Source organism: Candidatus Babeliales bacterium (assembly GCA_035944115.1).
Classification (GTDB): domain Bacteria; phylum Babelota; class Babeliae; order Babelales; family Vermiphilaceae; genus DASZBJ01.
The window spans coordinates 24,023-50,881 of record DASZBJ010000006.1; the positions used below are offsets into that span (position 1 = coordinate 24,023).

A 26,859-nucleotide genomic window follows, 5' to 3' on the forward strand; every position below is an offset into this window, starting at 1 on the left:
ATGAAACGAGCATTAATCACCGGTGTAACCGGCCAAGATGGTTCTTATTTGGCAGAATTATTACTGGAAAAAGGATATGAAGTACATGGCTTGATACGTCGCTCCTCTTCTAGTAACACCGGCCGAATAAATCATTTACTTAAAAGCACAGATGGGCAACTTTCCCATCGTTTTTTTTTACATTATGGTGATTTAACAGACGCGATTAATCTTGTGCATTTGATTGTAAAAATAGCTCCCGATGAAATATATAATCTTGCTGCACAAAGTCATGTGCAAGTTTCTTTTGAATCTCCAGAATATACAGCGCAGGCCGATGCTTTAGGAACGCTGCGTATTTTAGAAGCGATCCGCATTGCAGGGTTGCAGTATAAAACAAAATTCTACCAAGCTTCAACGAGTGAATTATTTGGCAATGCGTGTGAAATGCCACAAAATGAGAATACCCCATTTCAGCCATGCTCTCCATATGGTGTGGCAAAATTATATGCATATTGGATTACAAAGAATTACCGCCAAGCATATGGTATGTTTGCGTGTAATGGGATTTTATTTAACCATGAATCGCCGCGACGTGGGCATATGTTTGTAACGCGTAAAATTAGTCGAGCGGTTGCAGCTATTGTATCTGGAGATCAACAGGTTTTATATTTGGGCAATCTTGATGCTCGCAGAGACTGGGGACATGCACGCGATTATGTATATGCAATGTGGCTGATGATGCAACAGGAAGAGCCATATGATCTCGTTATTGCAACGGGGCAATCACATACCGTGCGGCAGTTTGTTGAATCGGCGTTTAAAGAGATTGGAATTGTTATTGCATGGGCAGGTGCTGGAAAAGATGAGTATGGATACGATGTAAAAACGGGAAAAAAATATATTGGTATCGATCCGCATTATTTTAGGGCCGCAGAAGTACATTATTTGTGTGGTGATGCAGCAAAAGCGCGGTCTATATTAGAGTGGCAGCCAACGGTTACCTTTCAAGAGCTTGTTGCAGAGATGGTTGCGCATGATTGTAAGCAATATACGCATGGCGATACACAGAGCAAAGAACACTATTTTGATCTGTATAATAATGTATAAAAATGCAAAAATTTATGTTGCCGGTCATTGCGGATTAGTAGGCTCCGCGATTATGCGAACCCTATCATCTGCTGGTTACGCGAATCTGATTGTGCGAGATCGTGGTGAACTTGATTTGTGTCATCAGCAAGCAGTGCAAGATTTTTTTGCATCTGAGCGCCCTGAATATGTTTTTTTAGCAGCGGCAAAAGTAGGAGGCATTCAAGCAAATTTTCAGTACCCCGCAGAATTTATATATGAAAATGTGATGATTGAAGCAAATGTTATTCATGCGTCATACCAATCAGCGGTTAAAAAATTACTGTTTTTGGGCTCTTCATGTATTTATCCCCGCGCGTGTGCTCAACCGATTAAAGAAGAGTATCTTTTGACCGGTGCACTTGAAGTCACTAATGAACCATATGCAATTGCTAAAATTGCAGGTATTACCATGTGTCAAGCATATAACCGTCAATATGGCACCTCTTTTATTTCTTGTATGCCAACAAATATATATGGGATTCATGATAATTTTAATGTACACACATCACACGTATTGCCAGCGCTTCTTTTAAAAATACATAATGCAAAGGGAGCTGGAGCAGAGCAGGTTGTGGTGTGGGGAACAGGAAAGCCGTATCGTGAATTTTTATACGTGGATGATTTAGCTGATGCGTGTCTTTTTTTAATGAATAAATATTCAGGTAATGAGATTATTAATATTGGCACAGGACAGGATCTGATGATTGCAGATCTTGTTTGCATTATTAAAGAGATTGTTGGGTATGAAGGGCAGATTGTGTATGATGTTTCAAAACCTGATGGAACCCTACGTAAGCAGCTTAATGTTGAGAAGCTGCATAAGCTTGGTTGGTCTGCAGCGACATCGTTAGCCGAAGGGATACAGAAAACGTATGATTGGTGTTTAAAGACGGGGATTTTTGAGTAATATTGTTTTTTAGTAAAAAGGAAGAAGCATGAAGAGATTAGTATGGTTGTTATTTGTATATGCTAATGTGTGTGCAGAGGCTCCAAAGGCATTAATTTTTGGTGTAACGGGACAAGATGGGGCCTATCTTGCAGAGTTTTTGTTGAAAAAAGGGTATGAGGTTCATGGGGTTAAGCGTCGTTCGTCATCATTGAATACTGGCCGCATTGATCATTTATATGAAGACGTATTGTTAAATCAAAATGCTCGCTTTGTACTCCATTATGGAGATGTTACTGACCCATTGAATGTGATTAATTTGGTTAGAGCAATTGAACCAAATGAGATTTATAATTTGGCGGCACAAAGTCATGTGCAGGTATCATTTGAATTGCCGCTTTATACCGCGCAGGTAGATGGCTTAGGAACTTTGCATATTTTAGAGGCAATACGTGTTATTGGGTTACAAGATACAACAAAATTTTATCAAGCTTCAACGAGTGAGTTGTATGGCCAAGTGCAAGAGATTCCGCAAACAGAACAAACGCCATTTTATCCACGTTCTCCCTATGGCGTTGCAAAGCTCTATGGCTTTTGGATAACCAAAAATTATCGTGAAGCGTATGATATATTTGCGTGTAACGGAATTTTATTTAATCATGAATCGCCCATTCGCGGAGAAACCTTTGTAACACGTAAAATTACTCGCGCTGTGGCTCGTATTAGATGTGGATTGCAGAAGGCGTTATATTTAGGAAATTTAGATGCTAAACGGGACTGGGGACATGCACGCGATTATGTCGAAGCGATGTGGCTGATGTTACAACAACAAACCCCAGATGATTTTGTGATCGCTACGGGGCAGATGCATACGGTGCGCGAATTCGTGGAACGGGCCTTTGCATATGTTGATATTAAAATAGTTTGGGAAGGCTCAGGCCTTGATGAGTGTGGAAAGCATGCAGATACCGGGGAAGTGCTTGTACTCGTAGACCAAAAATATTTCAGGCCTGCAGAAGTAGAACAGCTGTTGGGAGATCCAAGCAAGGCGAAAGCAGTATTGGGATGGGAGCAACGGACATCTTTTGATGAGCTTGTGCGCGAAATGATGCAAAGTGAGATGCAATTGGTTAAAGGTATTGCATCAACGCTGTATCGATAGGTGGAGAGAGTCACTGATTTTATTAAACTATGGCAAGGAGGCGGCTCATCACCGCCTCTCACTCGTTTGTCTTATAATTTGCTTGGTGTCTGTTTTTTGTTTTGTGCTTTTTGTAGTAGGGCAATAATGTCTTTATTGCCTATTATTTTTGCTATTTGCAGAGCGGTGTTATTTTCATCATTTGTAGCATAAATATTAACATTCGCTTTCAGTAAAAGTTGTACAACGTCTAAATGTTCATGGGTAACAGCTAACATTAATGCGGATTCCTTTTTTGAATCCAGGGCATTAACATCGGCTTTGTTGTCTATTAACAGTTGTGCAGCCTTTAACCTTCCGTTTCGGCAGGCAAGTATTAATGGTGTTCTTTCTAATATATCACGGCTATCAACTGGCACTCCTTCATCTATTAAAAATTGTAAAACATTTAAGTCCTTATTGTTAATTGCATAAAATAATACGTTCTTGTCATCAGTCTCAATGGCCTTTATATTAGCGCCATGCTGAAGTAGAAAGCTTACTATACCTACATTGCCATATTGGGCGGCATGCATTAATGGTGTTTCACCTCTACGATTGTACATATTTATATTAGCCCCATTTTTTAGCATTTTTGTTACTATTTCAATTGCATTAGGTACGCGTACTGCTTGCAGTAAATTGTTTGGTGTAGTTAGATTTTTCATTGATTGCTCAACGGTGCTTGATTCTTGTGTTGTGAGCGATCGTGACTCTACCCCAGATCCAGGGAATATCTTTTTTATTTGAGATGCAGATGTGGGTCTTTGGGCAAATATTTTTTCTGAAACATTCCGAATTTGTTCTTTATAATTTTGTAATTGCTCTTCTGACAGGGTGGTGAAATAAAACACCTTAGCGCCCATATTAGGGTTTAGTAAAGGGCCTGTTTTTGAGAAAAATAGCCTGAGTTGAATAGACGCTGAATATTCTATGATACCTGTTTTATTTTGGACTATCTCAAGAATGGTATTAGTTTTTATATATCGTTTGCGTTTGGCGTCATAATCATTGTTGGCGATGGGATTACCTTGTGCATCAACGAATGGTGCACCTCGAGGGACGCCCCATGGTTTTGCAAAATATGTACAACTATTGACTAAGTTTTTTGGTATAAAGATTTGTATAATATTACCTGTTTTAGATTGAAATTGTTTATTAATATTAAGAAGGTCATCAATAAACGATGATTTAAATTGATTCTTTTTAAAGATTCTTTCTAAACTCTTTCTGGTAGCATTTTGTATGCTACGATTTTGTAAGAAATAATCGTATGTACATTCGCCTATAGCAGCTGAGTTAAAGTTGCCAAATATTGTTGGATTTACCGATAAAAGGACCGCTTGAATGCGTTCATTGTAATCATTTAAATTTCCTTTCTTGGGAACAAAAGGATTAGGAATACCGAAACTATCTAAATAATCATTAACATTTGAATACTTGGAGCCATCTTGCCAAAAGCGAAGAAATTCAAAATCAGAATGCAATGGGTCTTTGGGATGCTCATAGTTGTATAGATTTCTTAAAAATTGTGCAAAGCCATAATTATCTTGGTTTTGTGCATGATAAAAAACAAAATGGGTAGGTTCATATAGTATTTCATTTTCTAACATTTTTTTTATTAAATCACGATGTTCGATCAATTCTTCGATCCACATATTTCTGATGTCTTCACAATAACCGGATTCTTCAAGAAAGGTTTGAGTAGCAGCAACGTCTTCTGGTTTGACATTCGATATAGGCACAGGGGCGCTTTGTAGCTGTCTTGTAAGGATATCGAGTCGTTTTTTCGCTTTTTGTTCAGACGGGTCTGCTGCATAAAGGTTTAGTCCTATGTTCAAATTAATCATGATACCTATTAGCAGACTTTTTTTTATAAATAGCTTCATAAAGTTCCTTTTTAGAGCAAGGGGGTTTATTCAGTTTGTTTTATTATATAATTAAAACTAAGGCTTCTTGTGTTAAAAAGTCAATAATAATGTGGTGTGGGGTTTAAACAATCGGGGTAAAGGGATAAAATTGCGATGATTACAGGGATACATCGTATCAATAATATGGTATCTATTATTTTCGTGTGCTCATTGATCAAGAGGCTTTATAGAAAGATATATATGAAACGATGTAAGACATTAATTGCTGCTATATGGGTATTAATCAGTTGGTGGGATATATATGGATTGCATCATATACCATATGCTTCCTTTGATATTTCGATGGGTGCAAGTGCAGATCAAAAATCGCCTCAGAAATATGAAGGGCGGTATCAATTTTTAAACGCTTTTAAATGGTTATATGCACGTAATAATTTTACCCGTGTCGTGCCACAAGCACGGATAAAAATTCCTAAAATTATCCATCATATTTGGTTAGGTAGTCAGTTTCCTACCGCCTATGAAACCTATTATCGGAGTTGGAAAGAGCATCATCCAGAATGGTGCTCTGTTTTTTGGACCGATAATCCAATTAATTTTTCTAAGGGTGAGCGCGTGGTGGGTTCGTTTGATGAGCTATCAGCTTTGCTCGGGACAGAACAGAGCGTCAAGCGTCTTGTGGTTGATGTCCGCACTGTATCGTTTACTAATCGCATCTATTTTGATCAAGCAACTAATTATGGCGAGAAATCAGATATCTTACGGTATGAAATTTTGTATAACGTTGGTGGTTTGTATGTTGATACTGATTTTGAGTCGTTGCAACCATGCGATCTGTTGCATCACATGTATGATTTATATGTTGGTATTCAACCATTAGATACTGGATATGGCCAGCTGGGCATTGGGTTGGTGGGTGCTATTGTGGGACACCCACTTATGAAACTGGCGATAGAAAACATTAAAAATAGTTGCGCAGAAAAACAGATTATTTGTAGAACTGGACCCTTTTATTTCACTCGTTTATTTTGTCACTACATGAAAAACGGATTGACTATTGATGTTGCATTACCTGCTTCTTATTTTTATCCAATGGGGTATGATCAGCAAAGATTGTCATCAGATATTTGGCAAAAAAAAGAGTCATTTGCAGTGCATCATTGGGCGGGTAGCTGGCTGCCAACTCATGCAACAATAGGATAGTCATAATGGTTTATATGCGTTTGTTGGCGCAATTATCTATGTTTTCTATTTTTTTATTTGTTTCTGCGGAGCAAAAGCCATTTGCGATAGTTATTCCTTCTTATAACAATGCGCAGTGGTATGAAAAAAATTTAGAGTCGATATTTCAGCAACAGTATGATAATTATCGAGTGATTTATATAGATGATTGTTCATCTGACGGCACGTATGAGTTGGTGAAACATTATGTAATAAAATGTGGGTATCAAGATCACGTTACACTTATTAAAAACGAACAACGATGCGGTGCTCTTGCAAACCATTATCGCGCAGCGCATTTGTGTGCCGATTATGAAATTATAGTTAATTTGGATGGAGATGATTGGTTTACGCATAATAATGTCCTTGCACGTATCAATCAAGAATACCAAAATACAAATGTTTGGATGACGTACGGCCAATATAGTATGGATCCGCCGGATAAACCGGGGCGTAGTAAACCTATGCCACCTGCAGTGGTGAAATATAATGGGTATCGAGAATATGAGTGGATCACCTCTGCGGTACGTACATTTTATGCGGGATTATTTAAACGTATACAACTTAAAGATTTACTATATGAAGGACAGTTTTATGAAACAGCATGTGATTTAGCTTTTATGTTTCCCATGCTTGAGATGTCAGCAGGTCGTATCGCATTTATTCCTGATATTTTGTATATCTATAATTGTCATACTCCAGAAAATGATTTTAAAAAACGGTGGTTGTTGCAGCTGCATCTTGATCATGTGATTCGCGCGCAGCGTAAATACAGTCCTTTGTATTGTGTCCCTTATGCACCAAAGCAAGAGTTGAAAGAGCAAAAAGCTCGACTACTTATTTTTTCTGATAACAATTCTCATGGGCTTGATGCGTTGCTTGATTCTGTTGCGCGATATCTGCAGGGGGTTGCTGATATTGTTGTGTTGTATAGGACAAATCAGGGTGCTTTATATGAATCGATAAAACAGCGATGGGCGGATGTGCAGTGTATACCAGTGATTGATTTAAAAGCTCAGATGATGGAGTTGGTTTCTGATCCTGCGTATTCTCATATTATTTTTGCAAAAGATACGATGTCTGTTATTGGACCTATTGATGCTGTTGCATCTATTCAGGTTATGGAGCAAACGCAAGCCCATGGTGTTTATTATGGATTGGGCCAGGACGTTGCGCAGCAACCATATTTGCAAAAGGAGCAACAAATTCCATCATTAATTGCCATAGATTCTGGTTTTGTTGCATGGCAATTTTCTGTTGCAGAGTATGCATGGCGAAAGCCGTATGCAACTGCTGCTTTGTATCGTGCGATAGATGTTATGCGTGTCATTGCGCCCTTACGATTTAGGTCAATAAGCGAGCTTGAAGCGATTTGGAATGGTGGCATGTTTAATTTAAATCAGGTTGGTATTTGTTATGAATTGTCGAAAGTCAAAGAGGAGTGACTGTGTATTACGGTATGATATTTTTGCTATTCGTTTTTAATACAGTTTTAGCGCAATCTGACTACGTAGAAAAAGAGTTAGTCGTTGTTATAACGTCGTATAATAACAAAGATTGGTATAAACGGAATCTTGACTCTGTATATTGTCAAAAATATAAAAATTATGAAGTTATTTACGTAGATGATTGCTCGACTGATGGTACAGGAGATTTGGTTGAGCAATATAGTATAGAATCTGGTCAATCGCATCGCACAACGATCATAAGAAGCGGTATGCGACAGGGGGCGTTAGCTCATATATATAGAGCAGTCCATAGTTGTGATGATCATAAAATTATTTTACAAACCGATGGAGATGATTGGTTTGTACATGATCAGGTTTTTACACGTATTAATCAGGAATATCAAAATCCAAACGTATGGATGACGTATGGTCAGTTTCGTTATTATCCATCAGGGGCTATAGGATGGAGCCAAGATTATCCGAGACATTGTATCAAGTTCAATTTGTATAGAAAGCATTCGTGGGTTGCTTGTCAAATTAGAACGTTTTATGCCGGATTATTTAAAAAGATTAGGTATGAGGATTGTTTATATAAAGGTGAGTTTTTCAGGATGGCCTGCGATAAGGTATTTATGTATCCTATGCTTGAAATGTCCGGAGGTCGCTTTAAGTTTATTTCTGACGTGTTGTATGAGTATAACAGAATGAATGCAATCAATAATGATAAAGTAGATAAGGCATATCAGGTAATGTTAGCAGAGTTTATTAAATGGATGCCGCCATATGCACCGTTGGGTATTTCTGAAGTGACGTGGATCTAAGAGGAGTATATTGTTTACTACTTTAACGTGAGCTCGATGTAAGAAGCAGATAAAGACTATTGAATAAAGTAATATTTGGTCGCGCCTTATCGGCGCACAATTATCTGGATGGCGACGTTCGCCGAGGCTCTCTCACCATGACGGTTAGAGAACGACAAAGGTGCTAATAATATTTATCTATACTTCGTAGCTTTACTTTTCAAATAAGTTTCTTCACTACCACTGCTACTTGCTACAGAACATAAGCGCATTGCCTACTGTCATTATGAGCGAATGCGTAGTAATCCAGAATGCGTGCGCCCAGCATGGGCGCGACCTTATTCTAAATATCTTTACACCGAGCTCATGTTATTTTAGCGTTTTTCTAGATTGAGCCGATATTAATTTATTGTAAAAGGAGTAGGACACATGTTGAAAATAGCATTTCTTTTTTTGACCATTGCGGATGTTTATCATCAAGATCATTGGAAAGATTTTTTTGCAGGGCATGAGGATGCACATTCTCTATATGCTCATTCAAAAGAACATCTTAAAACAGGTGATTTTTTGAAGCCCTATGAGATGACATATAAAATTGATACCACGTGGGCAAATACCATGCGGGCACAGATAGAGCTTTTGCGCGTAGCATTGCAAGATTCTGAAAATACAAAATTTATTTTCATCTCAGAGTCAACGATTCCATTGCAAAATTTTGATACAGTCTATGCTCGAATTATGAGTGATGAGAAAAGCATGTTTTATTTTGTTTCCAGTCCTTATGTGGGTAATACATGGGGGCCTCGTAATTTACAGCCGATACCACAGGATAAGCAATATAAAAATAGCCAATGGGTTGTTCTAAACAGAAAACATGCACAATTAATGGTTGATGACAGATATTATATAGATATTATTACGCGTTATCCTTGCGATCAAGAACATTATCCATCCACTTTGTTAATTAATTGTGGGTTAATTGATGAAATTATTCGGGTGAGTACAACATATGTTGAATGGGGAGTGAAGGCTGAAAAATATCCATATCATTTTACTGATTTGAGAGATCCAAGTGAGCTTTCAATGCTTATTAATGCTCAGCGATTAGGTTTTTTATTTGCTCGTAAGATAACCGAAAAGTGCGATCTTACATTGCTTAATAGATACCTTCCATATCGGTGGGAATACCAAACATAAAGAAAAATCCTCGGTTATGTTTGCCGAGGATTTTTATACGAAAATAATAATGTTTATTTTAATCGTTGAATTGTAATTGCTGCACTAATTGCTGGCCCACTATTTGCGTCGAAATTAGTAGCATGTAATATTTGTGCTTGATTGGTCCCAGCAAATTGAATTTTTAAAACATCCCCTGCAGTTACGTTAATAATGAATTGATTAGAAAATGGTTGTGCGACTGCAAGAGATTGCATAGCTTCTACCGCTTTGCTAGCAGAAACTTCAGAACCATTAATCACGGCTCGGACTGCACCAACGTTTAAAGATAAACCTATGGTTATTTCTAGATATACGTTATATCCAATAAAATAGGTTCCAGTTTGTGCACAGGTGAATTCAGCGGCACCTGCGGTATGAGACCATGCAGAGCTAGAATTTGAAGATGCATTGGTATTAAATGTGAGATCTTTAAATGTATTATTGGAGCTTGTAGTTTGGGTTGTTGTTGTATCATAAGCTGAAAAATAATCACTTGCTATAACAGAGCCGCTTGTTCCCGTGGCACCAGTGGTTCCAGTAGATCCGGTTATACCAGTCACTCCAGTGGCACCTGTTGCCCCGGTAGCTCCCGTAGGACCAGTAGCTCCAACATCGCCAGTTAATCCTGTTTCTCCAATTGGCCCGGTTAGTCCAGTTGCCCCAGTTATCCCAGTGACACCCGTGGCACCAGTTGCTCCTGTAATGCCGGTAGTACCGGTTGTCCCGATCGCCCCCGTGGTTCCAGTAACACCAGTTGCGCCAGTAGCGCCAGTTATCCCAGTGAGACCAGTTACTCCAGTGGCACCTGTTGCCCCGGTAGCTCCAATATCGCCAGTTAATCCTGTTTCTCCGATTGGCCCGATTGGTCCAGTTGCGCCTGTGGCCCCAGTAGATCCAGTTATGCCAGTAGCGCCTGTTGTACCGGTGGCTCCCGTAGGCCCAGTCGCTCCAACGTCGCCAGTTAATCCGGTTTCACCGATAGGCCCAGCTTCGCCTGTGGCCCCGGTTGCGCCAGTGATACCAGTGGCACCTGTTGCCCCGGTAGCTCCCGTAGGCCCAGTGGCTCCAATGTCGCCAGTCAAACCTGTCTCGCCAATAGGTCCCATTTGTCCAGTTATCCCGGTCGCCCCAGTAGTGCCCGTTACTCCAGTAGCGCCAGTTATACCAGTTGCTCCCGTGGGTCCGGTGGCTCCAACGTCACCCGTTAATCCAGTCTCACCAATAGGCCCCATTTCTCCGGGTTCACCTGTGGCCCCAGTAGCGCCAGTTACTCCCGTGACACCCGTTGCACCAGTTGCTCCCGTAGGACCAGTAGCTCCAATGTCACCGGTTAATCCGGTCTCACCCATTGCTCCAGTAGCACCAGTTATCCCAGTGAGACCAGTTATCCCAGTGAGACCAGTTACTCCAGTGACACCTGTTGTACCTGTAATACCCGTTGTGCCGGTTGCTCCCGTAGGTCCAGTGGCTCCAACGTCGCCGGTTAGTCCGGTTTCGCCAATAGATCCGGTTATACCGGTCACTCCAGTAACTCCAGTGGATCCAGTTATACCAGTAGCACCCGTTGCACCGGTAGCTCCCGTAGGTCCAGTGGCTCCAACGTCGCCGGTTAGTCCGGTTTCGCCAATAGGCCCGATTGGTCCAGTTGCGCCTGTGGCCCCAGTAGATCCAGTTATGCCAGTAGCGCCTGTTGTACCGGTTGCTCCTGTAGGACCAGTAGCTCCGACATCACCAGTTAATCCGGTCTCACCGATAGGTCCAGCTTCGCCAGTAGCACCGGTGGCCCCAGTAGCGCCAGTTACTCCAGTGACACCTGTTGTACCGGTGGCTCCCGTAGGTCCAGTGGCCCCGACGTCACCTGGAGTGCCCGGCAACACCTGCGCTTGTAATGTCACCTGTAACATCAGAGCCCCTGTCGCGCCAGTTGGTCCTGTTACGCCTTTTATGCCCGTGGCACCCTTTGGGCCGGTTATACCAGTGACACCTGTTGCCCCGGTTGCTCCTTTGAAATTAGGATTGTTATAACAGTTATGGATTGATTGGTATAATTTTTTTAACGTATCAGTGTTCCCGTTTGTTTGGTTTTTATGTGTTATGTCCGCTAATATCTTTAGCAACAAAGACCAATCATGAGCAGGTAGTTCACGGTATAGCTCTAACAAGCTGTTTTGTACCTGTTCATCGATGTGAATATTAGAATCAGCGAATATTGTCTTAAGGGTATTTATACAGGTCTCTTTTTCAGAATTATCCGTAGCTACGGTTTGTAGTGGCATTATCATAGACAGTAAAAATGGCAGAATTACTTTTTGCTTCAAAACCTTACCTTTTTATAAAAATTGTATTTTCATTGTGTTAACACTAAATCGTATATAAAAATTTAACAACTCTTGCGAATAATAGTTGAGTTGCATATATTTATAAGATTTATTTAAAAATGTACGGTTGGGGTGAGGGTGGGCAAAAATAATATTAAAAACAAAAACCCTCGGTGTTTCGAAAAAGAACCGAGGGTTTTTGTATATATAAAGAATAAAGATACTTACATCAATCTCTGAATTGCAATCTCTGCACTAATTGCAGGCGTTCCTGTTATGGCGGGGATGGTATCAAAGTGAGTGTTATGCGTTACTATAAGTTTATCACTTGCAGCAAATTGAACTTTTAAAACTTGACCTGCAGTTATATTAACAATGAATTGATTGAAATATGGCTGTGTATTCGAAGCAGATTGTATTTCTTGTGTTGTTTTGCTACCAGGAACTTCATTAAAAATTATTCCGGTACCGATGACAGCGCGTATTGAACCAATATTTGAACCGCCACCTCCGCCGTTTGTCATCATGAATACGGTAAACCCAACGAAATAGACCCCGGTTTGATTGCAAGTAAACGTGGCAGTGCCCGCTGCATGAGTCCAAGCAGCGGTCACTTCTGCGTTATTGCTAAAGTGGAGATCTTTATATACGTTGCTAGTGGTGGTAACTTGAGTTGTTGTGATATCATACGCTGAAAATAAGTCTGCGGTTACCCCAACGCCAGTAGCGCCAGTTGTTCCAGTAGAGCCTGTTGAGCCGGTAGCTCCCGTAGGACCAGTTGCTCCTGTTACGCAAGGACCACAAACACCAGTAGCTCCTGTAATGCCCGTTGCTCCTGTAGGACCCGTGGCACCCGTACTTCCCGTAACGCCAGTTGCCCCGGTGATTCCAGTTGCGCCGGTCGCACCTGTAGAACCGGTTGCACCTGTGTTTCCAGTAGCTCCCCCCGTTGGACCAGGCGCCCCAGTAGCGCCTGTAGGACCTGTGGCACCTGTACTTCCCGTAGCGCCAGTTGTACCAGTTGTTCCAGTAATACCAGTTGCTCCCGTTGGACCAGGAGCTCCAGTAGCGCCAGTAGGACCCGTTACACCCATTGGACCCGTTGCTCCCATTGGACCTGTCGCACCCATAGGACCCGTTGGTCCCGTTGCCCCTCCAGAGGGACCAGTAGCTCCAGTTGCACCCGTAGCTCCTGTTACGCAAGGTCCACAAACTCCGGTTGCGCCGGTTGCCCCAGTATTACCTGTGGCTCCGGTAACGCCGGTTATACCCGTGCCGCTTCCGGCAGGACCAGTAGCTCCAGTGGCTCCCGTAGTCCCCTTCATACCGGTAGGACCTCTTGGACCAGTAGCACCTTTAGGATTCATACAACAATTAAGAGGGGCACAATTGCCGCTCGATTCGAATAATCTTTTTTGAAGGTCGCGCATTGATGGTGAATCTAGTGCACTAAAGTCTATTTGGTCAGCATCTACGCATAAAGCTTTAAATACTAAAGACCAATCATGATTGGATAGCACATGAGATAATGCTAAAAGAATGTTTCTTGCTTGCTCGCTGATAAGAATGTGCGGATTATTTAATTGCATATCACGTTCAGAACTGCTTGCAGCAATAGTGGGTGACTGCATTGCCAGAGAGAGTAAAAAAAACAGTATAATTTTTTGTTTCATACATCCATCCTTTTTTATAAAAATTATATTTTGACTTGTTTTACACTAAATGATTGATACAAGATTTGACAATAGTTTTAAAAAGTTTGACAACTCTTTCGCATAATGGTTGAGTACATCTGTTTATTATTTTTTATACATTGAGAGAGAGATATGTTACAGACACGGATAATGCGAATCGCATGTATCGTATTAGTTATGGTTCGGCCGTTATGCGCTGACACCAATAAAGTACAGACTAAATTATGGAGTATTTTCATTGTTTTAACACTAAATCGTATATAAAAAATTAACAACTCTTGTAAGTAACAGTTGAGTTGCATATATTTATAAGATTTATTTAAAAATGTATGGTTGGGGTGAAGTAGTTAAGAATGATGCTAAAAAGAAAAACCCTCGGGTGTTTCGCAAAACAACCGAGGGTTTTTATGAAAAATAATGAAAAGTATTAACTCAATCTTTGAATCACAATTTCTGCATTAACTGCGGGTCCCGTGTTTGCATCAAAGTTAGCGTTATGAGTTACTATCAGCTGATTGCTTGCAGCAAATTGAATTATTAAAACGTCACCTGCATTGAAAGGAGTTATGATTTGGCTGAAAAATGGTTGTGTAAGGGTAGCAAAGTGCATTTCTTCAGCTACCTTGCTACCAGGAATTTCGCCGCCATTGATGGTAGCGCGTATTGATCCAACATTTGAAGTACCTCCGGTCCCTGCCTTCGCAAATACCTCAAATGCAATGAGATAGATTCCGCTTTGATTACAGGTAAATGTGGCTCCATTTAGGGCATGGGTCCAGGCAGCACTCGTTATAGCATGGTTACTAAATACCAGATCGGTGAATGAATTAGGGGCGATTGTCACTTGGTCTGGGCTTGTGGTTATATCATATGCTGAGAAAAAATTGTTTGATACTCCAGTTCCAGTAGCACCGGTCGCACCCGTTGCGCCAGTCATACCAGTCGCTCCTGTTGTTCCAGTGGCGCCAGTTGCCCCAGTAGCTCCAGTTGCGCCGGTAGATCCTGTTACTCCTGTAAGCCCAGTTGCTCCAGTTGTTCCAGTAACGCCAGTATTGCCTGTACTACCTGTAGCTCCAGTAGCTCCTGTTACGCAAGGTCCACAAACTCCGGTTGCGCCGGTTGCCCCAGTATTACCTGTGGCTCCGGTAACGCCAGTTATACCCGTGCCGCTTCCAGCAGGACCAGTAGCTCCTGTTACCCCAGTGGCTCCCGTAGTCCCCTTCATACCGGTAGGACCTCTTGGACCAGTAGCACCTTTAGGATTCATACAACAATTAAGAGGCGCGCAATTACCGCTCGATTTGAATAATCTTTTTTGAAGGGCGCGCATTGATGCTGAATCTAGTGTACTCAAGTCTATTTGGTCAGCATCTACGGATAAAGCTTTAAATACTAAAGACCAATCATGATTGGATAGCACATGAGATAATGCTAAAAGAATGTTTCTTGCTTGCTCGCTGATAAGAATGTGCGGATTATTTAATTGCATATCACGTTCAGAACTGTTTGCAGCAATAGTGGGTGACTGCATTGCCATAGAGAGTAAAAAAAACAGTATAATTTTTTGTTTCATACATCCATCCTTTTTTATAAAAATTATATTTTGACTTTTTTTACACTAAATGATTGATGCTAGATTTGACAATAGTTTTAAAAAGTTTGACAACTCTTTCGCATAATGGTTGAGTACATCTGTTTATTATTTTTTATACATTGAGAGAGAGATATGTTACAGAAACGGATAATGCGAATCGCATGTATAGTATTAGTTATGGTTCGGCCGTTATGCGCTGACACCAATAAAGTACAGGCTAAATTATGGAGTATTTTGATTTGCACGCTTGAGGAGCGTAAAAAAAGTTTTGACACATTACGTGCTAAAGTGCAACGGCAAATAGAGGTGAATCAGTTAAACGACCAGGTTGAAATTCTGTTTTTTAGAGATAACCGTGAGCGTTCCATTGGGTATAAACGTAATTTCTTACTCCAACAAAGTAAGGCGGAGTATGTTAGTTTTTTAGATGATGATGACGATGTGCATGGTCGTTATGTGCCTATGATTTACGAAAAATTACAACAAAAACCTGATTGCGTGAGTCTTGTGGGGATTATGACAACCCACGGAAAAAATCCAGAAATTTTTAAACATTCGATTGCGTATAATAATAAATATTGCACAGAAGATGGAGTTCACTTCCGCCCTCCGAACCACTTAAATCCTATCAAGCGAGATATAGCTGCTCAGTTTTCATTTCCAGAGGCTAATTATGGAGAAGATTATTCGTGGGCTCATTTGCTAGCGGAGTCAGCTTTGTTAAAAACTGAAGCGGTTATTGAAGAGCCATATTATTTTTATCTCTATGATGGAAAATATCATGGCAGCTCGGATCACTGCAAAAAGCCACGCGTTTCGATTATCACATCGGTCTATAAAGGGGATGAATTTATAGAAGGATTCTTAGCTGATATTGTTAGGCAAACTATCTTTAAAGAGTGCGAACTAATCATAATTAATGCAAATTCTCCGGGAAATGAAGAGCCAATCATAAAGCAGTATTGTGAGCAATATCCTAATATTATCTATGAACGGCTTGAAGCTGATCCTGGTTTGTACGCAGTATGGAATTATGGCATTAAAAAGGCTCGTGCTGATTTGGTTACCAATGCAAATATTGACGATCGCCGTAATCCAGAATCGATTGAAATGCATGCACGCGCTTTAGAAGAAGATGGCACCATCGATTTGGTGTATTCAGATTTTTATAATACGTATAAACCAAACGAAACTTTTGAAAATAATACCCATGCCTATCTCATACAGCCAGGTGAGTTTACAGCAAAGGGGATGAATCTCTGTGTATGTGGCCCTTTTCCTATGTGGCGTACATTATTACATGATAGGTATGGATTTTTTGATGAGCAGTATGTTTCTGCAGGCGATTATGAATATTGGAATCGTCTTGCTGCCGCGGGGGTGTATTTTAAGCATGTGCCAGGGATAAGTGGATTATATTTTGAAAATCCAACAGGTCTTTCTACAGATCAGGATGCTAGAAAGGTTGCCCAACGTAATTATGAAAATAATCTTGTTGTTCAAAAATATCGGCATCTATGGGATTGCTAAAACGAAGTTAAAAAATAGGAGTTGGTAAAATGAAGCTAAAAAAATATTTATTGTTGTTTGTTTTTCAATTTTGTTTTATATATGCCGATCCACTTTTGGTGGTTGTGCTGATGGTAAAAAATGAAGCGACGGTAATAGTCGATACGTTAGAGCCGTTTGTTAAGGGTGGCGTGAAAGATTATATTATTTTCGATACAGGGTCTTGTGATGGTACGCAGGAAATTGTTAAAGAGTTTTTTAAGGAGCATGGCATAACAAATGGGCATGTTGTAGAAGAGCCATTTATTAATTTTGCTGAATCACGGAATCATGCACTTGATGCCGCACAAACTATATTCCCTGATGCTACCTTTATGGTAATGCCTGATGCTGAATGGTATATCCATAATGCGGCAGGTCTTTTGCAGTTTTGCGAGGAGCATAAAAATGATTTTCATAATTCCTATACCATTACAGCAGCCAGCACCACACAGGCTTTTGGTGTTACAAGATTAATTCGCTGTCGTAGAAATATTCGGTTTGTTGGGGCTGTTCACGAAACACTTAATCAGCTGACGTTCGTTACATTACCACAGGATGTGTATTTTGAATGGGCACCAAGGGCCATAGGAATGGAAAAATCTGCGCAACGTTGGCATCGAGATCGTGACTTATTATTAAAAGAACATGAAAAAGATCCGAGTAATGATCGTACTCTTTTTTATCTTGGCCAAACATATGATTGCCTGGGTGACTGGGAAAATGCGTATACATTTTATAAAAAGCGCGCTGCCATACAGGGATGGGATCAAGAAAATTTTATAATACAGCTTCGTATGGGAAATGTTGCACGACAGCTTGCCTTGCAAGAGTCTCCTGACGCATTGTGTCCTCTTGCTGTTCAGCATTATCTTAAAGCGTACTCTATGCGTCCGCAAAGAGCAGAGTCGTTGGTGGCATTGGCGCAATATTATTTGGGTAAACATGAGATGTATCTTGCCTTTCTGTTTGCTTCACGTGCCGTGCAAGTTCCATATCCGGTGAATGATGTTTTATTTATAGAAAAATACCAGTACGACTTTGTGAGATATGATATTTTGGGTATATGTGCATGGTATGTGGGGGAATATGAAATTGGTGAATGGGCAGTACGAAAAGCGCTTGAAGTGCAGCCAGCTGCATGGCATTTGAATTTTAATTTAAAATTGTATGTAGAGCGAAAATCAGCGATAAAAACATAAGCTTTCGATCGTTGTTTGATATAGAGATGGCGTTAAAAGTAATTTTAACGCCATACATCTTAATAGATTAAATATTACGTGATATTAAACCCGGTAGGCAAAAAACGATAAAACGTATATCACTAAAAAAACGATAAATAATATTTTTGCAATTCCCGCGCTTTCTTGTGCAAGGCCACCAAATCCGAGTACTGCAGCTATAATAGCTAATACCAAAAAAACCATAGTCCAATGTAACAACATTGTTTCTCCTTTATGAAAGTTATAGATACTTAAAACAGTTTTTCAGTACTACTATATTTTAAAAGTTTGAACAGAATCTAGAAACTTATTATTTTGGCCCAATAATGCATTATTTTCTTCATATTGTTTTCTCCGTTGACTTTTAAAAATATATAAAATAGTGTCACAACGTAATGACAGTTCTAATCAAAATATAGGAGGATTTAATCAAAAAATGAGATGATGCGTAATTAATTTAATCAAAGGGTGAGTTTATGAAGTATAAAGTTATACTACTATTTTTACTTTCTATAGTAATGCCGCAGCACACTATTGCTGCAGACAGTCCTGCAAACGATATAAGCATTGATGCACAGTTAGATCAGTCGGTTGCTTATCTTAGCGAGCAGGCAAAAAAAACTCTTTTAGCGTTATATTATGTACTACCCAAGCATGATTGGTATGTGATGCTGCAAGTGTTAGCCGGAGCTGTAGATGCTGGCCAAGCACATGTCAACACACTTGATGATTCTTTAAAAAAAATATGCTTCTCTACAAACAACAGTAACACTTGTTTTAACCCCAAAGGGCCCACCGGCGCCACAGGGATGAAAGGTGCTACGGGCGCTACCGGCTCTAGAGGAGCTACTGGTGTTACCGGAGTGACTGGTGCAACGGGTGCCACTGGCGCAACGGGAAATACGGGCGCTACTGGTATCACAGGGGCTACGGGAGACACTGGTGTCACTGGTGCGACAGGTCCTACCGGAGCTACCGGAATTACTGGAGCGACAGGTGCTACGGGCATAACGGGTGCTACAGGGATAACTGGAATTTCTGGTTTCTCTGGAGCAATAACAGGATCAATGTTTTTTGGATTAACCGGAACATTTTTAAATCCCCTACTAACTGATTATCCTTCTCCGATTGCACCCAAAACTATACCTACTACTGGTCGAGTTCCTTTTCCACAGGATGGACCAACAGCAGGTGGTATTATTCGTAATCCTAATATTCTTGAGCCTTCAAGTTTTCTCTTGCCAACCGTTGGAACATATTTTGTTACTTTTAGAGTGCATACTACACAGCCTGGGCAATTACAACTCGAATTGAATGGCGTGGAGTTACCGCAAACTATTGGCGTTGATCTGAATCCAACTACTGCTCCAGACGGTGGACATCCAATTATTGGTAATGCAATCATTACAACAAGCGCTCCTAATTCTGTATTGGCCGTAATTAATCCCCCAGGAAATGATGTAACAACAACAACGCTTACTATTACTCCTGGCGCAGCTACTGGAAGTATCCATGCTAATGCACAGAGTTTAACTATTTTATTGATTGCATAACAGATGGCAATGTATCAAAAAGTTATATTTTTTGGTTTTAACTATTTAATTAAAGGGTGAGTTTATGAAACAAAGAATTATACTATTGTTTTTATTTTCTCTGTTTATACCGCTGCACACTGTTGCGGCAGCCAGTTCTGAAAATGACATAAACCTTGATGCACAATTGGATCATTCGATTGCATATCTGAGTGAGCAGGCAAAAAAAACTCTTTTAGCGTTATATTATGTACTACCCAATCGTGATTGGTATGTAATGTTAAAAGTTTTATCCGAAGCAGCAGATGCAGGCGAAGCACATGTTAACACGCTAGATGATTCTTCAAAAGCATTATACCGCTCTCTACGTAATTGTTGTTTTTCTGACAATAAAGGTGCTACTGGAGCTACAGGTATGAAAGGAGCGACGGGAGCCACGGGAGCCACGGGTACAACCGGGGCAACAGGTCCTACAGGAGCTACTGGCATTACTGGCGCAACTGGTATCACCGGTGCAACAGGTCCTACAGGAGTGACTGGGCCTACTGGCGCAACGGGAGCTACTGGCATTACCGGAATTACGGGTATCACTGGAGCAACAGGTCCTACAGGAGCCACAGGCGTTACTGGCGCTACGGGTGCTACCGGTGGTTCATCTGGAACGATAGCAGGAGCAATGTTTTTTGGATTAACTACAGGAACAGGCAATGGCGGACCAACTGATTATCCTGCTACGATTGCAGTTAAAACCTTACCTGGTACTGGTCGAGTTCCTTTCCCACAGGGGCTATCAACGGCTAGTGTTACTCGCATTGATAGTTCAAGTTTTGCTTTAGCAGCCATTGGAACATATCTTGTTACTTTTAAAGTGCACACTACAGAGCCTGGGCAATTACAGCTTGAACTGGCTGGTGTCGACTTACCGCAAACTATTGCCGTTAATATGAATCCAACTGCAGGTGGACATGCAATTATCGGTAACGCCATTATCACAACAAGCGTTCCTGGTGAAGTGTTGGCTGTCGTTAATCCCGTAGGAAATTCACCAGCGCTTACTATTACTCCTGCTAATGGCGCAGAAACTCATGCTAATGCCCAGAGCTTAACTATTTTACAGATCGCATAATACATAATAAGCCACCAAGGTATATTTTTTGGTTTTAATTATGGCAGCGCCTATACATATGTATAGGCGCTGCCGATTTTTTTCTGGCCAATTAAACAGAATCGAGAGACTTATTATTTTGGCCCAATAATGCATTATTTTCTTCATATTATTTTCTCCGTTGACTTTTAAAAATATATAAAATAGTGTCACAACGTAATAATAGTTCTAATCAAAATAGAGGAGGATGTAATTAAAAATTGGGGGAGCTAGTCAAAAGATGGGAGTTATCTAATCAAATCAATTTAAAAAGGATGAGTTTATGAACCAAAGAAGCATGTTATTATTGCTAGTTTTTATGTTAGTGCCTTTGCATACTGTTGCAGTAGATAGTTCTGCAGATGATATAAGCTTTGACGCACAGTTAGATCAGTCGGTTGCTTATCTCAGCGAACAGGCAAAAAAAACTCTTTTATCGTTATATTATGTGCTCCCCAAGCATGATTGGTACATACTGTTGAAAGTTTTATCCGAAGCAGCAAATGCAGGCGAAGCACATGTTAACACGCTAGATGATTCTTCAAAAGCATTATACCGGGCGCTCAATAACTGCTGCTTCCCTACAAATCAAGCTACTACTTGCTTTCCTACAAATACAAATCAAGGTGTTACTGGCGCTACGGGTGCCACAGGTATGAGAGGTGCTACTGGATCGACTGGTGCAACGGGTGCCATAGGTGTAACTGGAATTACTGGAGCCACCGGTGCTACAGGAATGGATGGAATTACTGGTGCTACAGGCGCAACCGGAATGGACGGAGTGACGGGAGCAACTGGAGCTACAGGGATGGATGGCCTTACAGGTGCCACTGGTGCAACGGGAGCAATAGGCGCAACGGGTAATACCGGAGCAACGGGATCAGCAGGAGTCACAGGCAGCACAGGCGTTACCGGTGCTACAGGGACTACAGGCATAACTGGAATCACTGGCGTTACTGGTGCTACAGGTCTTACAGGAGCCACAGGAGCAACGGGCATAACAGGCGCTACCGGAATTACAGGTGCAACAGGTTTATCGGGAACAGTAGCAGGATCAATGTTTTTTGGATTGGCTGCACTGATACCTGGAAACGGCGATTACCCTCTCGCAATTGCACCTAAAACCACACCTGGTACTGGTCGAGTTCCTTTTCCACAGAGTGGACCATTAGCAGGCAGTATTATTCGCGTTGATGGCTCAAGCTTTATCTTACCAATCATTGGAACATATTTTGTTACGTTTAGAGTGGGCGCTACGACCCTTGGGCAATTAGATCTTGAATTAAATGGTGTAGAGTTGCTGGACACAGTTACTACCAATGGAGTTGCGGGAGGTGCGATGGTAGGGAACTACATTATTACAACAAACGTTATTAATTCTGTATTGGCTGTAGTTAATCCTTCAGGAAACGTAGGATCACTTACTGTTACTCCTCAGATTACTATTGTAGAAGCCAATCCCAATGCCCAGTCTTTAACTATTTTATTGATTGCATAATATCTGACAATGCACCAAAAAATATAATTTTTTGGTTTTAATTATGGCAGCGCCTATACATATGTATAGGCGCTGCCATTTTTTTTGTTCTTTTCTATAGATTCTATGAGAAAATAGCTACTTTTGGTGATGTTGAATACAAATGTTGACTTTATCTATTTGAATATGATCTTATTTGGTTGATAGTGATTTATTTCAAACGGTTTCTCATTATTTGTTTTTAGGGGAGCAAACAATGGTTAGTAGAATAATTGGTTTTTATTTGACATGTGTGGTGGCCGCCAGCAGTAATTTTCTCTTTTCGGCATCTCCATATCGAGTTTCTATTATTACATCGGTATATAAGGGAGATGACTATATCGAAGAGTTTATGCAAGATATAACGCGACAAACAATTTTTGATCAATGCGAACTCATTATGATTAACGCAAATTCTCCTCATAATGAAGAGCCGGTCATTAAGAGATATATGGAACAGTATCCCAACATTGTATATTTACGGCTGGAAGAAGATCCAGGACTGTATGCAGTTTGGAATATTGGTATAAAAATGGCGAGTGCTGATTATGTAACCAATGCAAATTTAGATGATCGATTGAATCCATGTTGCTATGAAAAACATGCACAAGCTTTAGATGAAGATTCAACCGTTGACCTTGCCTATTCGGGCGTATATATTACCACAAAACCGCATGAAACATTCGAAAATAATAGTGCCAATGGATTCACCATTTGGCAAAGTACACGAGATTTTAATAAAGATTTATTGATTCGTAAATTTGTTCCCTATCCATGTAATAATCCAATGTGGCGTAAATCGTTACACCATTATTATGGCCTTTTTGACGAACGATTTAGATCGGCAGGTGATTTAGAAATGTGGTTACGCGCGGTAATATTTGGCGATGTAAAATTTAAACGGGTTGATGGTATCCATGGATTATATTATTGGAATCCAAATGGCCTTTCTTCAAGCGAATTTCCCGGCGCATCTGCCACAGGAACCAGAGAAAAAGAGATTTTACGTAAAACGTATCACGAACTGTATGATACAGTATTTCAGCAAATTGAATTTTTAGATCGATAACAGTAATTAGAGTTGATCCGAAAATTATTGCCATATATGAAAGCTAACCAGGAATAAGAAATTTCCGATCGTCGTCGCGAGCCGCCATTGGCGTGCGTGGCGATCCAGGTTAATAAAGGAGTATTTTGATGAAGACAATAAAAAAAGATCTATTTAGTCGCGCTCATACTGAGCACACTATTTCCTGGATCACCACGCAGGCTCGTGACGACGATAGTGAATATCCTTTGCATTGTACTAGTTTTTTGCATTACGAAAATCTCTTTATAAAGGATCTTGTATGAATGTTAATAAAATTATTTTTTTATTATTTGTCTCTACCGGGTATTTGTTTCCAGACTCTGCTGATACAAAAATTGTTGCATTATTGCAGATTCGTAACGAACGGGAAGTGGTTGAGCAATGTTTGCGTATGTTGAGTCTGTATGCGGATGGGATTGTTGTGCTCGATGATGCTTCCAATGACAATACCGTACAGATTATACAAAGTTTAATGGGTGAATTGCCGATAGAAGAGATTGTACAAAACGAAGTCTCAGCCTGGCAAAATGGTTCAGAGCGGGATAATCGTGAAAAGCTATTGATTGCGGGCCGCAGAGCAGGAGGTACTCATTTTATTGTGCTTGACGCAGATGAGATGTTTTCTGCATTATGTTTGCAAGGGGATTGGTTACGCAAAAAGTTGTTGCAATTAAAGCCAGGGCAGACTTTGCGATTACCAACGATCCATCAGTGGAATGATTTGTATGCATATCGTAATGATGCGCAGTGCAATCCAACATTGCTCAAATGGCGTCGTGTATATGCATTTGCGGATGATGGGGTGTGTACTTATGATGACAATCAGTCATGGCATGGATCAGCATGTATCCATGTATCGCGTGAGCCAGAAAAAATGATCTGCGCTGATAAGGTTAAAAGTTTTTATTATGACGATGTGCGTACCGGAGTTCTCCATTTTAAATGTGTAAGCTTGGAAAATATTGATGTAAAAAAGGGATGGTATATGTGCCTTGAATTTATTCGCTTGAATGAATCTGGCGCATCAGACGAGCAACGGTTTGCGAACGCACAACATCTTAATAAAGTGTATAACGAATATTTATACAGTGGCATTCTTTCGCAGGTAGATAACATTGTATGCGCGCCGGTGCCTGCGCAATGGTATGCATACCCGTTTTTTGATGGATGTGCGTATATTAAGCCGCTTGTTACAAAGATAGAAGAGATTGAAGTGTGGTTCAAGCGATATGGTATGGAATACTTCAAAGATTTAGATATTTGGAGTATTGCGGCTGTGCAGGAAATTAGAGGCCGATTACAATCAGCGTTATGATTTAAGGAGTAGTATGAAGAAGCAAAATATGATTTTGTTATTAGTATCATTATTTTCTAGCATTTTAGTATCTGCGGCTCAAGAAGATGTCCTTGCGGATGGATTTTTAAAGGAACAGTACCAAGATATTGTTATTAATAATGTGGTGGTAAAACCAGGCGTGCGTGAATGTGCGCATCGATACGAAGCGCTGAAAACCATCCTTGATCGCTATCAGCGACCAATTACGGTGCTTGATATTGGCGCATCGCAAGGTTACTTTTCTTTCAAAATTGCGTATGAATATGATGCAACCTGTGTGATGGTTGAAGGTGATTATAATAATGATTGGCGCACCACTGAGCAGCTATTACAGTTATGTAAGCTGAATACAGAGTTAGATAATATTGTTTTTTTGCGTCATAGAATTACACCAGCAGAACTTGAACGACTTGCAACCTGTGAGCATTTTGATGTGATATTGGCGTTTAATATTTTACATCATGTAGGATCAGATTGGCAACGGGCTGCAGACGCATTATTTAAGATGGGAGACAATATTATTATTGAAACACCGCCATCAGATGACGTTTTTGCAGATAAGCATCCAACGATTCGGCCGATAGAAAAATATCTTTTTGATCAGCAGGGCACGGTCATTTGTGAGACCCCGCGCCACACGGATCCGAATGTGACCGGAAAAATGTTCTGGTTTGAGCGGGTAAAAACGCAGATGCAAAGGCGACATTGGTTTGAAAAAAAGCTATACGAACCAGGGTATTCAAAATTGGTTATAACCAGCACGAATACAGAAAAAACAGTTGTAAAGACAGAAACTAATGCAACCTATGCATGGAATCAAGGGATTAATTTGCTTACTTTTAAAATGTTGGGAGGTGCCTATCCAGAGCCTGAAATGATTGAGCGTGCAGTACGTAATGCGTACACTGGCTTACATCTTGATTTTTTCCCGTGGAATATGATTTTACAAGGTGAGAACATCGCTACTATTGATAATGATGATGGTCGTTGGATATTCGATCCGCAAGCAAGTTTAGATTTTAGCGTGCAAATGTTGCAAAATAAAACGCCGCAAGATGTGCTGAGCTGGTATTTAGCGCATTGGATTCCATTTGCGCAGTCACAAGGGGTGTATGCACATTTATTATGGTGTATTGATACAGCAAAGGTGATGTGATGCAGATGTTAAAAAAAATTATAGTATCGATTGCCGTAGCATGCAGTGCGGGGCTATTGGCTAATATTGATAATGGATTTGTGCTCATTACTGTGCTTTACAACGAAACTAATGCTGAGCGTATTGCTGAATATATTGAATGTTTTGAGCGTAATCGCATGCATACCAGTATTGACAGCATTCATGTTATTTACGACACGGTTAAAGATGAGGGTAACAATGTGATTCTTGATCATCTTATCCAGTCTGGTGTTGCAATAAGTTATGTGCAAGGGCGCGTGCCATATGCGTACTGTTTTGATCTTGCAAATCGGTTATACCCCAATAGGCGGATTATTTTAAGCAATGCGGATATTTATTTTAATGACACGTTAACACTATTGGATCGGTATGATTTTACCGATCTTTTCTTTGCACTCACGCGATGGGATGTGCGGCAGGATGGCTCCCTTGAAATCTTTAAGCAATACAACAAAGAAGGAAAGTTTTGGCCGGATGCATCAATTCGGTCACAAGATGTTTGGATGTTTCAAACCCCACTGCGTGCGTTTAATCGATCAGATATTTTTATGGGAACTATGCAGTGCGATAGCCGAATTGCATTTCAAGCAGCAAGTAGTGGTCTTGCGGTAATCAATCCCTGTTTGACGATTCAATGTTGCCATTTACATCTTTCTGATGTACGTAATTATGATAAATCTGATCGGTATACCGAGCATCATCTGATGCAAGGGGTGGCTTGGAGTCAGTTGCCAGATTAATCTGGGTTTGGCTTAGGACATCTATAATTTTCGAATAGACTCTAGGCTGTGTGAACGAAATTATCGCAGCCATACAAGAGTTCCTACAAAATATAAGAATCGGAGAAAGGCAATCCTGTGACTTATCAAACCTGTTTGTCGCGCCTTACCGGCGCATTTATTTCTGGATGGTTACGTTCGCCAAGGCTCTCTCACCATGACGGTTAGAGAAGG

At 40.5% G+C, this 26,859-nt stretch carries 22 protein-coding genes; 17 read left to right on the forward strand and 5 right to left on the reverse strand.

The window, feature by feature from the left end; translation table 11 throughout:
• Genes gmd (VGT41_00440) through gmd (VGT41_00450) form a run of 3 tightly spaced genes read left to right on the forward strand, consistent with a single transcriptional unit; the run spans position 1 to position 3,158 of the window.
• The gene (gene gmd / locus VGT41_00440; protein ID HEV2600739.1) at positions 1 to 1,089 is read left to right on the forward strand and encodes a GDP-mannose 4,6-dehydratase; all 1,089 of its coding nucleotides are present in this window, start codon (positions 1 to 3) and stop codon (positions 1,087 to 1,089) included.
• Entirely contained in the window at positions 1,082 to 2,017 is a 936-nt protein-coding gene (locus VGT41_00445; GenBank protein HEV2600740.1) for a GDP-L-fucose synthase, read from the forward strand. The genes gmd (VGT41_00440) and VGT41_00445 overlap by 8 nt, the downstream gene beginning before the upstream one ends.
• Before the next feature lie 28 nt (positions 2,018 to 2,045).
• Positions 2,046 to 3,158, forward strand: a complete 1,113-nt coding sequence (gmd, locus tag VGT41_00450; protein ID HEV2600741.1) for a GDP-mannose 4,6-dehydratase — start codon at positions 2,046 to 2,048, stop codon at positions 3,156 to 3,158.
• 71 nt (positions 3,159 to 3,229) lie between these two features.
• On the opposite strand, the gene VGT41_00455 is transcribed toward gmd (VGT41_00450), so the two are convergent.
• The gene (locus VGT41_00455) at positions 3,230 to 5,065 is read right to left on the reverse strand and encodes an ankyrin repeat domain-containing protein (GenBank protein ID HEV2600742.1); all 1,836 of its coding nucleotides are present in this window, start codon (positions 5,063 to 5,065) and stop codon (positions 3,230 to 3,232) included.
• 222 nt (positions 5,066 to 5,287) lie between these two features.
• Here VGT41_00455 and VGT41_00460 point away from each other — a divergent pair, with 222 nt between their 5' ends.
• The 4 genes from VGT41_00460 to VGT41_00475 all read left to right on the forward strand — a co-directional run bounded on the left by VGT41_00460 (position 5,288) and on the right by VGT41_00475 (position 9,713).
• Positions 5,288 to 6,250 carry a glycosyltransferase gene (locus tag VGT41_00460; GenBank protein ID HEV2600743.1) on the forward strand — a complete coding sequence of 321 codons (963 nt, stop codon included), beginning with the start codon at positions 5,288 to 5,290 and terminating at the stop codon, positions 6,248 to 6,250.
• A 5-nt stretch (positions 6,251 to 6,255) separates the two neighbouring features.
• The gene (locus tag VGT41_00465; protein ID HEV2600744.1) at positions 6,256 to 7,713 is read left to right on the forward strand and encodes a glycosyltransferase family A protein; all 1,458 of its coding nucleotides are present in this window, start codon (positions 6,256 to 6,258) and stop codon (positions 7,711 to 7,713) included.
• Positions 7,714 to 7,715: 2 nt separating this feature from the next.
• Positions 7,716 to 8,537 carry a glycosyltransferase family A protein gene (locus VGT41_00470; GenBank protein HEV2600745.1) on the forward strand — a complete coding sequence of 274 codons (822 nt, stop codon included), beginning with the start codon at positions 7,716 to 7,718 and terminating at the stop codon, positions 8,535 to 8,537.
• 408 nt (positions 8,538 to 8,945) lie between these two features.
• Positions 8,946 to 9,713, forward strand: a complete 768-nt coding sequence (locus VGT41_00475; GenBank protein HEV2600746.1) for a beta-1,6-N-acetylglucosaminyltransferase — start codon at positions 8,946 to 8,948, stop codon at positions 9,711 to 9,713.
• 53 nt (positions 9,714 to 9,766) lie between these two features.
• On the opposite strand, the gene VGT41_00480 is transcribed toward VGT41_00475, so the two are convergent.
• The 3 genes from VGT41_00480 to VGT41_00490 form a co-directional block, all read right to left on the reverse strand.
• Positions 9,767 to 12,052 carry a spore surface glycoprotein BclB gene (locus VGT41_00480; protein HEV2600747.1) on the reverse strand — a complete coding sequence of 762 codons (2,286 nt, stop codon included), beginning with the start codon at positions 12,050 to 12,052 and terminating at the stop codon, positions 9,767 to 9,769.
• Between the two features lie 224 nt (positions 12,053 to 12,276).
• Positions 12,277 to 13,725, reverse strand: coding sequence for a hypothetical protein (locus VGT41_00485; protein HEV2600748.1), 1,449 nt, complete (start codon positions 13,723 to 13,725; stop codon positions 12,277 to 12,279).
• 448 nt (positions 13,726 to 14,173) lie between these two features.
• A complete protein-coding gene (locus tag VGT41_00490; protein ID HEV2600749.1) occupies positions 14,174 to 15,319 on the reverse strand; it encodes a hypothetical protein in 1,146 nt (381 codons plus the stop codon).
• Positions 15,320 to 15,472: 153 nt separating this feature from the next.
• Here VGT41_00490 and VGT41_00495 point away from each other — a divergent pair, with 153 nt between their 5' ends.
• Together VGT41_00495 and VGT41_00500 are read left to right on the forward strand one after the other, a co-directional pair.
• Positions 15,473 to 16,870 (forward strand): glycosyltransferase, encoded by a 1,398-nt coding sequence (locus VGT41_00495; GenBank protein ID HEV2600750.1) that lies wholly within the window; start codon positions 15,473 to 15,475, stop codon positions 16,868 to 16,870.
• 29 nt (positions 16,871 to 16,899) lie between these two features.
• Positions 16,900 to 18,090, forward strand: a complete 1,191-nt coding sequence (locus tag VGT41_00500) for a glycosyltransferase family 2 protein (GenBank protein ID HEV2600751.1) — start codon at positions 16,900 to 16,902, stop codon at positions 18,088 to 18,090.
• Between the two features lie 84 nt (positions 18,091 to 18,174).
• Here VGT41_00500 and VGT41_00505 read toward each other — a convergent pair whose 3' ends face one another.
• On the reverse strand, positions 18,175 to 18,330 hold the full coding sequence (locus VGT41_00505; protein HEV2600752.1) for a DUF1328 domain-containing protein: 156 nt from the start codon (positions 18,328 to 18,330) through the stop codon (positions 18,175 to 18,177).
• 257 nt (positions 18,331 to 18,587) lie between these two features.
• On the opposite strand from VGT41_00505, the gene VGT41_00510 reads away from it, so the two are divergent.
• The 8 genes from VGT41_00510 (at position 18,588) to VGT41_00545 (ending at position 26,646) form a co-directional block, all read left to right on the forward strand.
• Complete coding sequence (locus tag VGT41_00510) at positions 18,588 to 19,664, forward strand: collagen-like protein (GenBank protein HEV2600753.1); 1,077 nt, start codon at positions 18,588 to 18,590, stop codon at positions 19,662 to 19,664.
• A 64-nt stretch (positions 19,665 to 19,728) separates the two neighbouring features.
• Positions 19,729 to 20,769 carry a hypothetical protein gene (locus tag VGT41_00515; protein ID HEV2600754.1) on the forward strand — a complete coding sequence of 347 codons (1,041 nt, stop codon included), beginning with the start codon at positions 19,729 to 19,731 and terminating at the stop codon, positions 20,767 to 20,769.
• Positions 20,770 to 21,070: 301 nt separating this feature from the next.
• Complete coding sequence (locus tag VGT41_00520) at positions 21,071 to 22,285, forward strand: collagen-like protein (GenBank protein HEV2600755.1); 1,215 nt, start codon at positions 21,071 to 21,073, stop codon at positions 22,283 to 22,285.
• A 235-nt stretch (positions 22,286 to 22,520) separates the two neighbouring features.
• Positions 22,521 to 23,372, forward strand: a complete 852-nt coding sequence (locus VGT41_00525; GenBank protein HEV2600756.1) for a glycosyltransferase — start codon at positions 22,521 to 22,523, stop codon at positions 23,370 to 23,372.
• Positions 23,373 to 23,500: 128 nt separating this feature from the next.
• Positions 23,501 to 23,656, forward strand: coding sequence for a hypothetical protein (locus VGT41_00530; GenBank protein HEV2600757.1), 156 nt, complete (start codon positions 23,501 to 23,503; stop codon positions 23,654 to 23,656).
• Positions 23,653 to 24,708: a glycosyltransferase family 2 protein gene (locus tag VGT41_00535; protein ID HEV2600758.1), complete on the forward strand. Its 1,056-nt coding sequence runs from the start codon at positions 23,653 to 23,655 to the stop codon at positions 24,706 to 24,708. The genes VGT41_00530 and VGT41_00535 overlap by 4 nt, the downstream gene beginning before the upstream one ends.
• A gap of 13 nt (positions 24,709 to 24,721) precedes the next feature.
• Positions 24,722 to 25,885 carry a methyltransferase domain-containing protein gene (locus VGT41_00540; protein ID HEV2600759.1) on the forward strand — a complete coding sequence of 388 codons (1,164 nt, stop codon included), beginning with the start codon at positions 24,722 to 24,724 and terminating at the stop codon, positions 25,883 to 25,885.
• Entirely contained in the window at positions 25,885 to 26,646 is a 762-nt protein-coding gene (locus VGT41_00545) for a hypothetical protein (GenBank protein ID HEV2600760.1), read from the forward strand. Before VGT41_00540 ends, VGT41_00545 begins: the two co-directional genes overlap by 1 nt.
• Positions 26,647 to 26,859 lie beyond the last annotated feature (213 nt).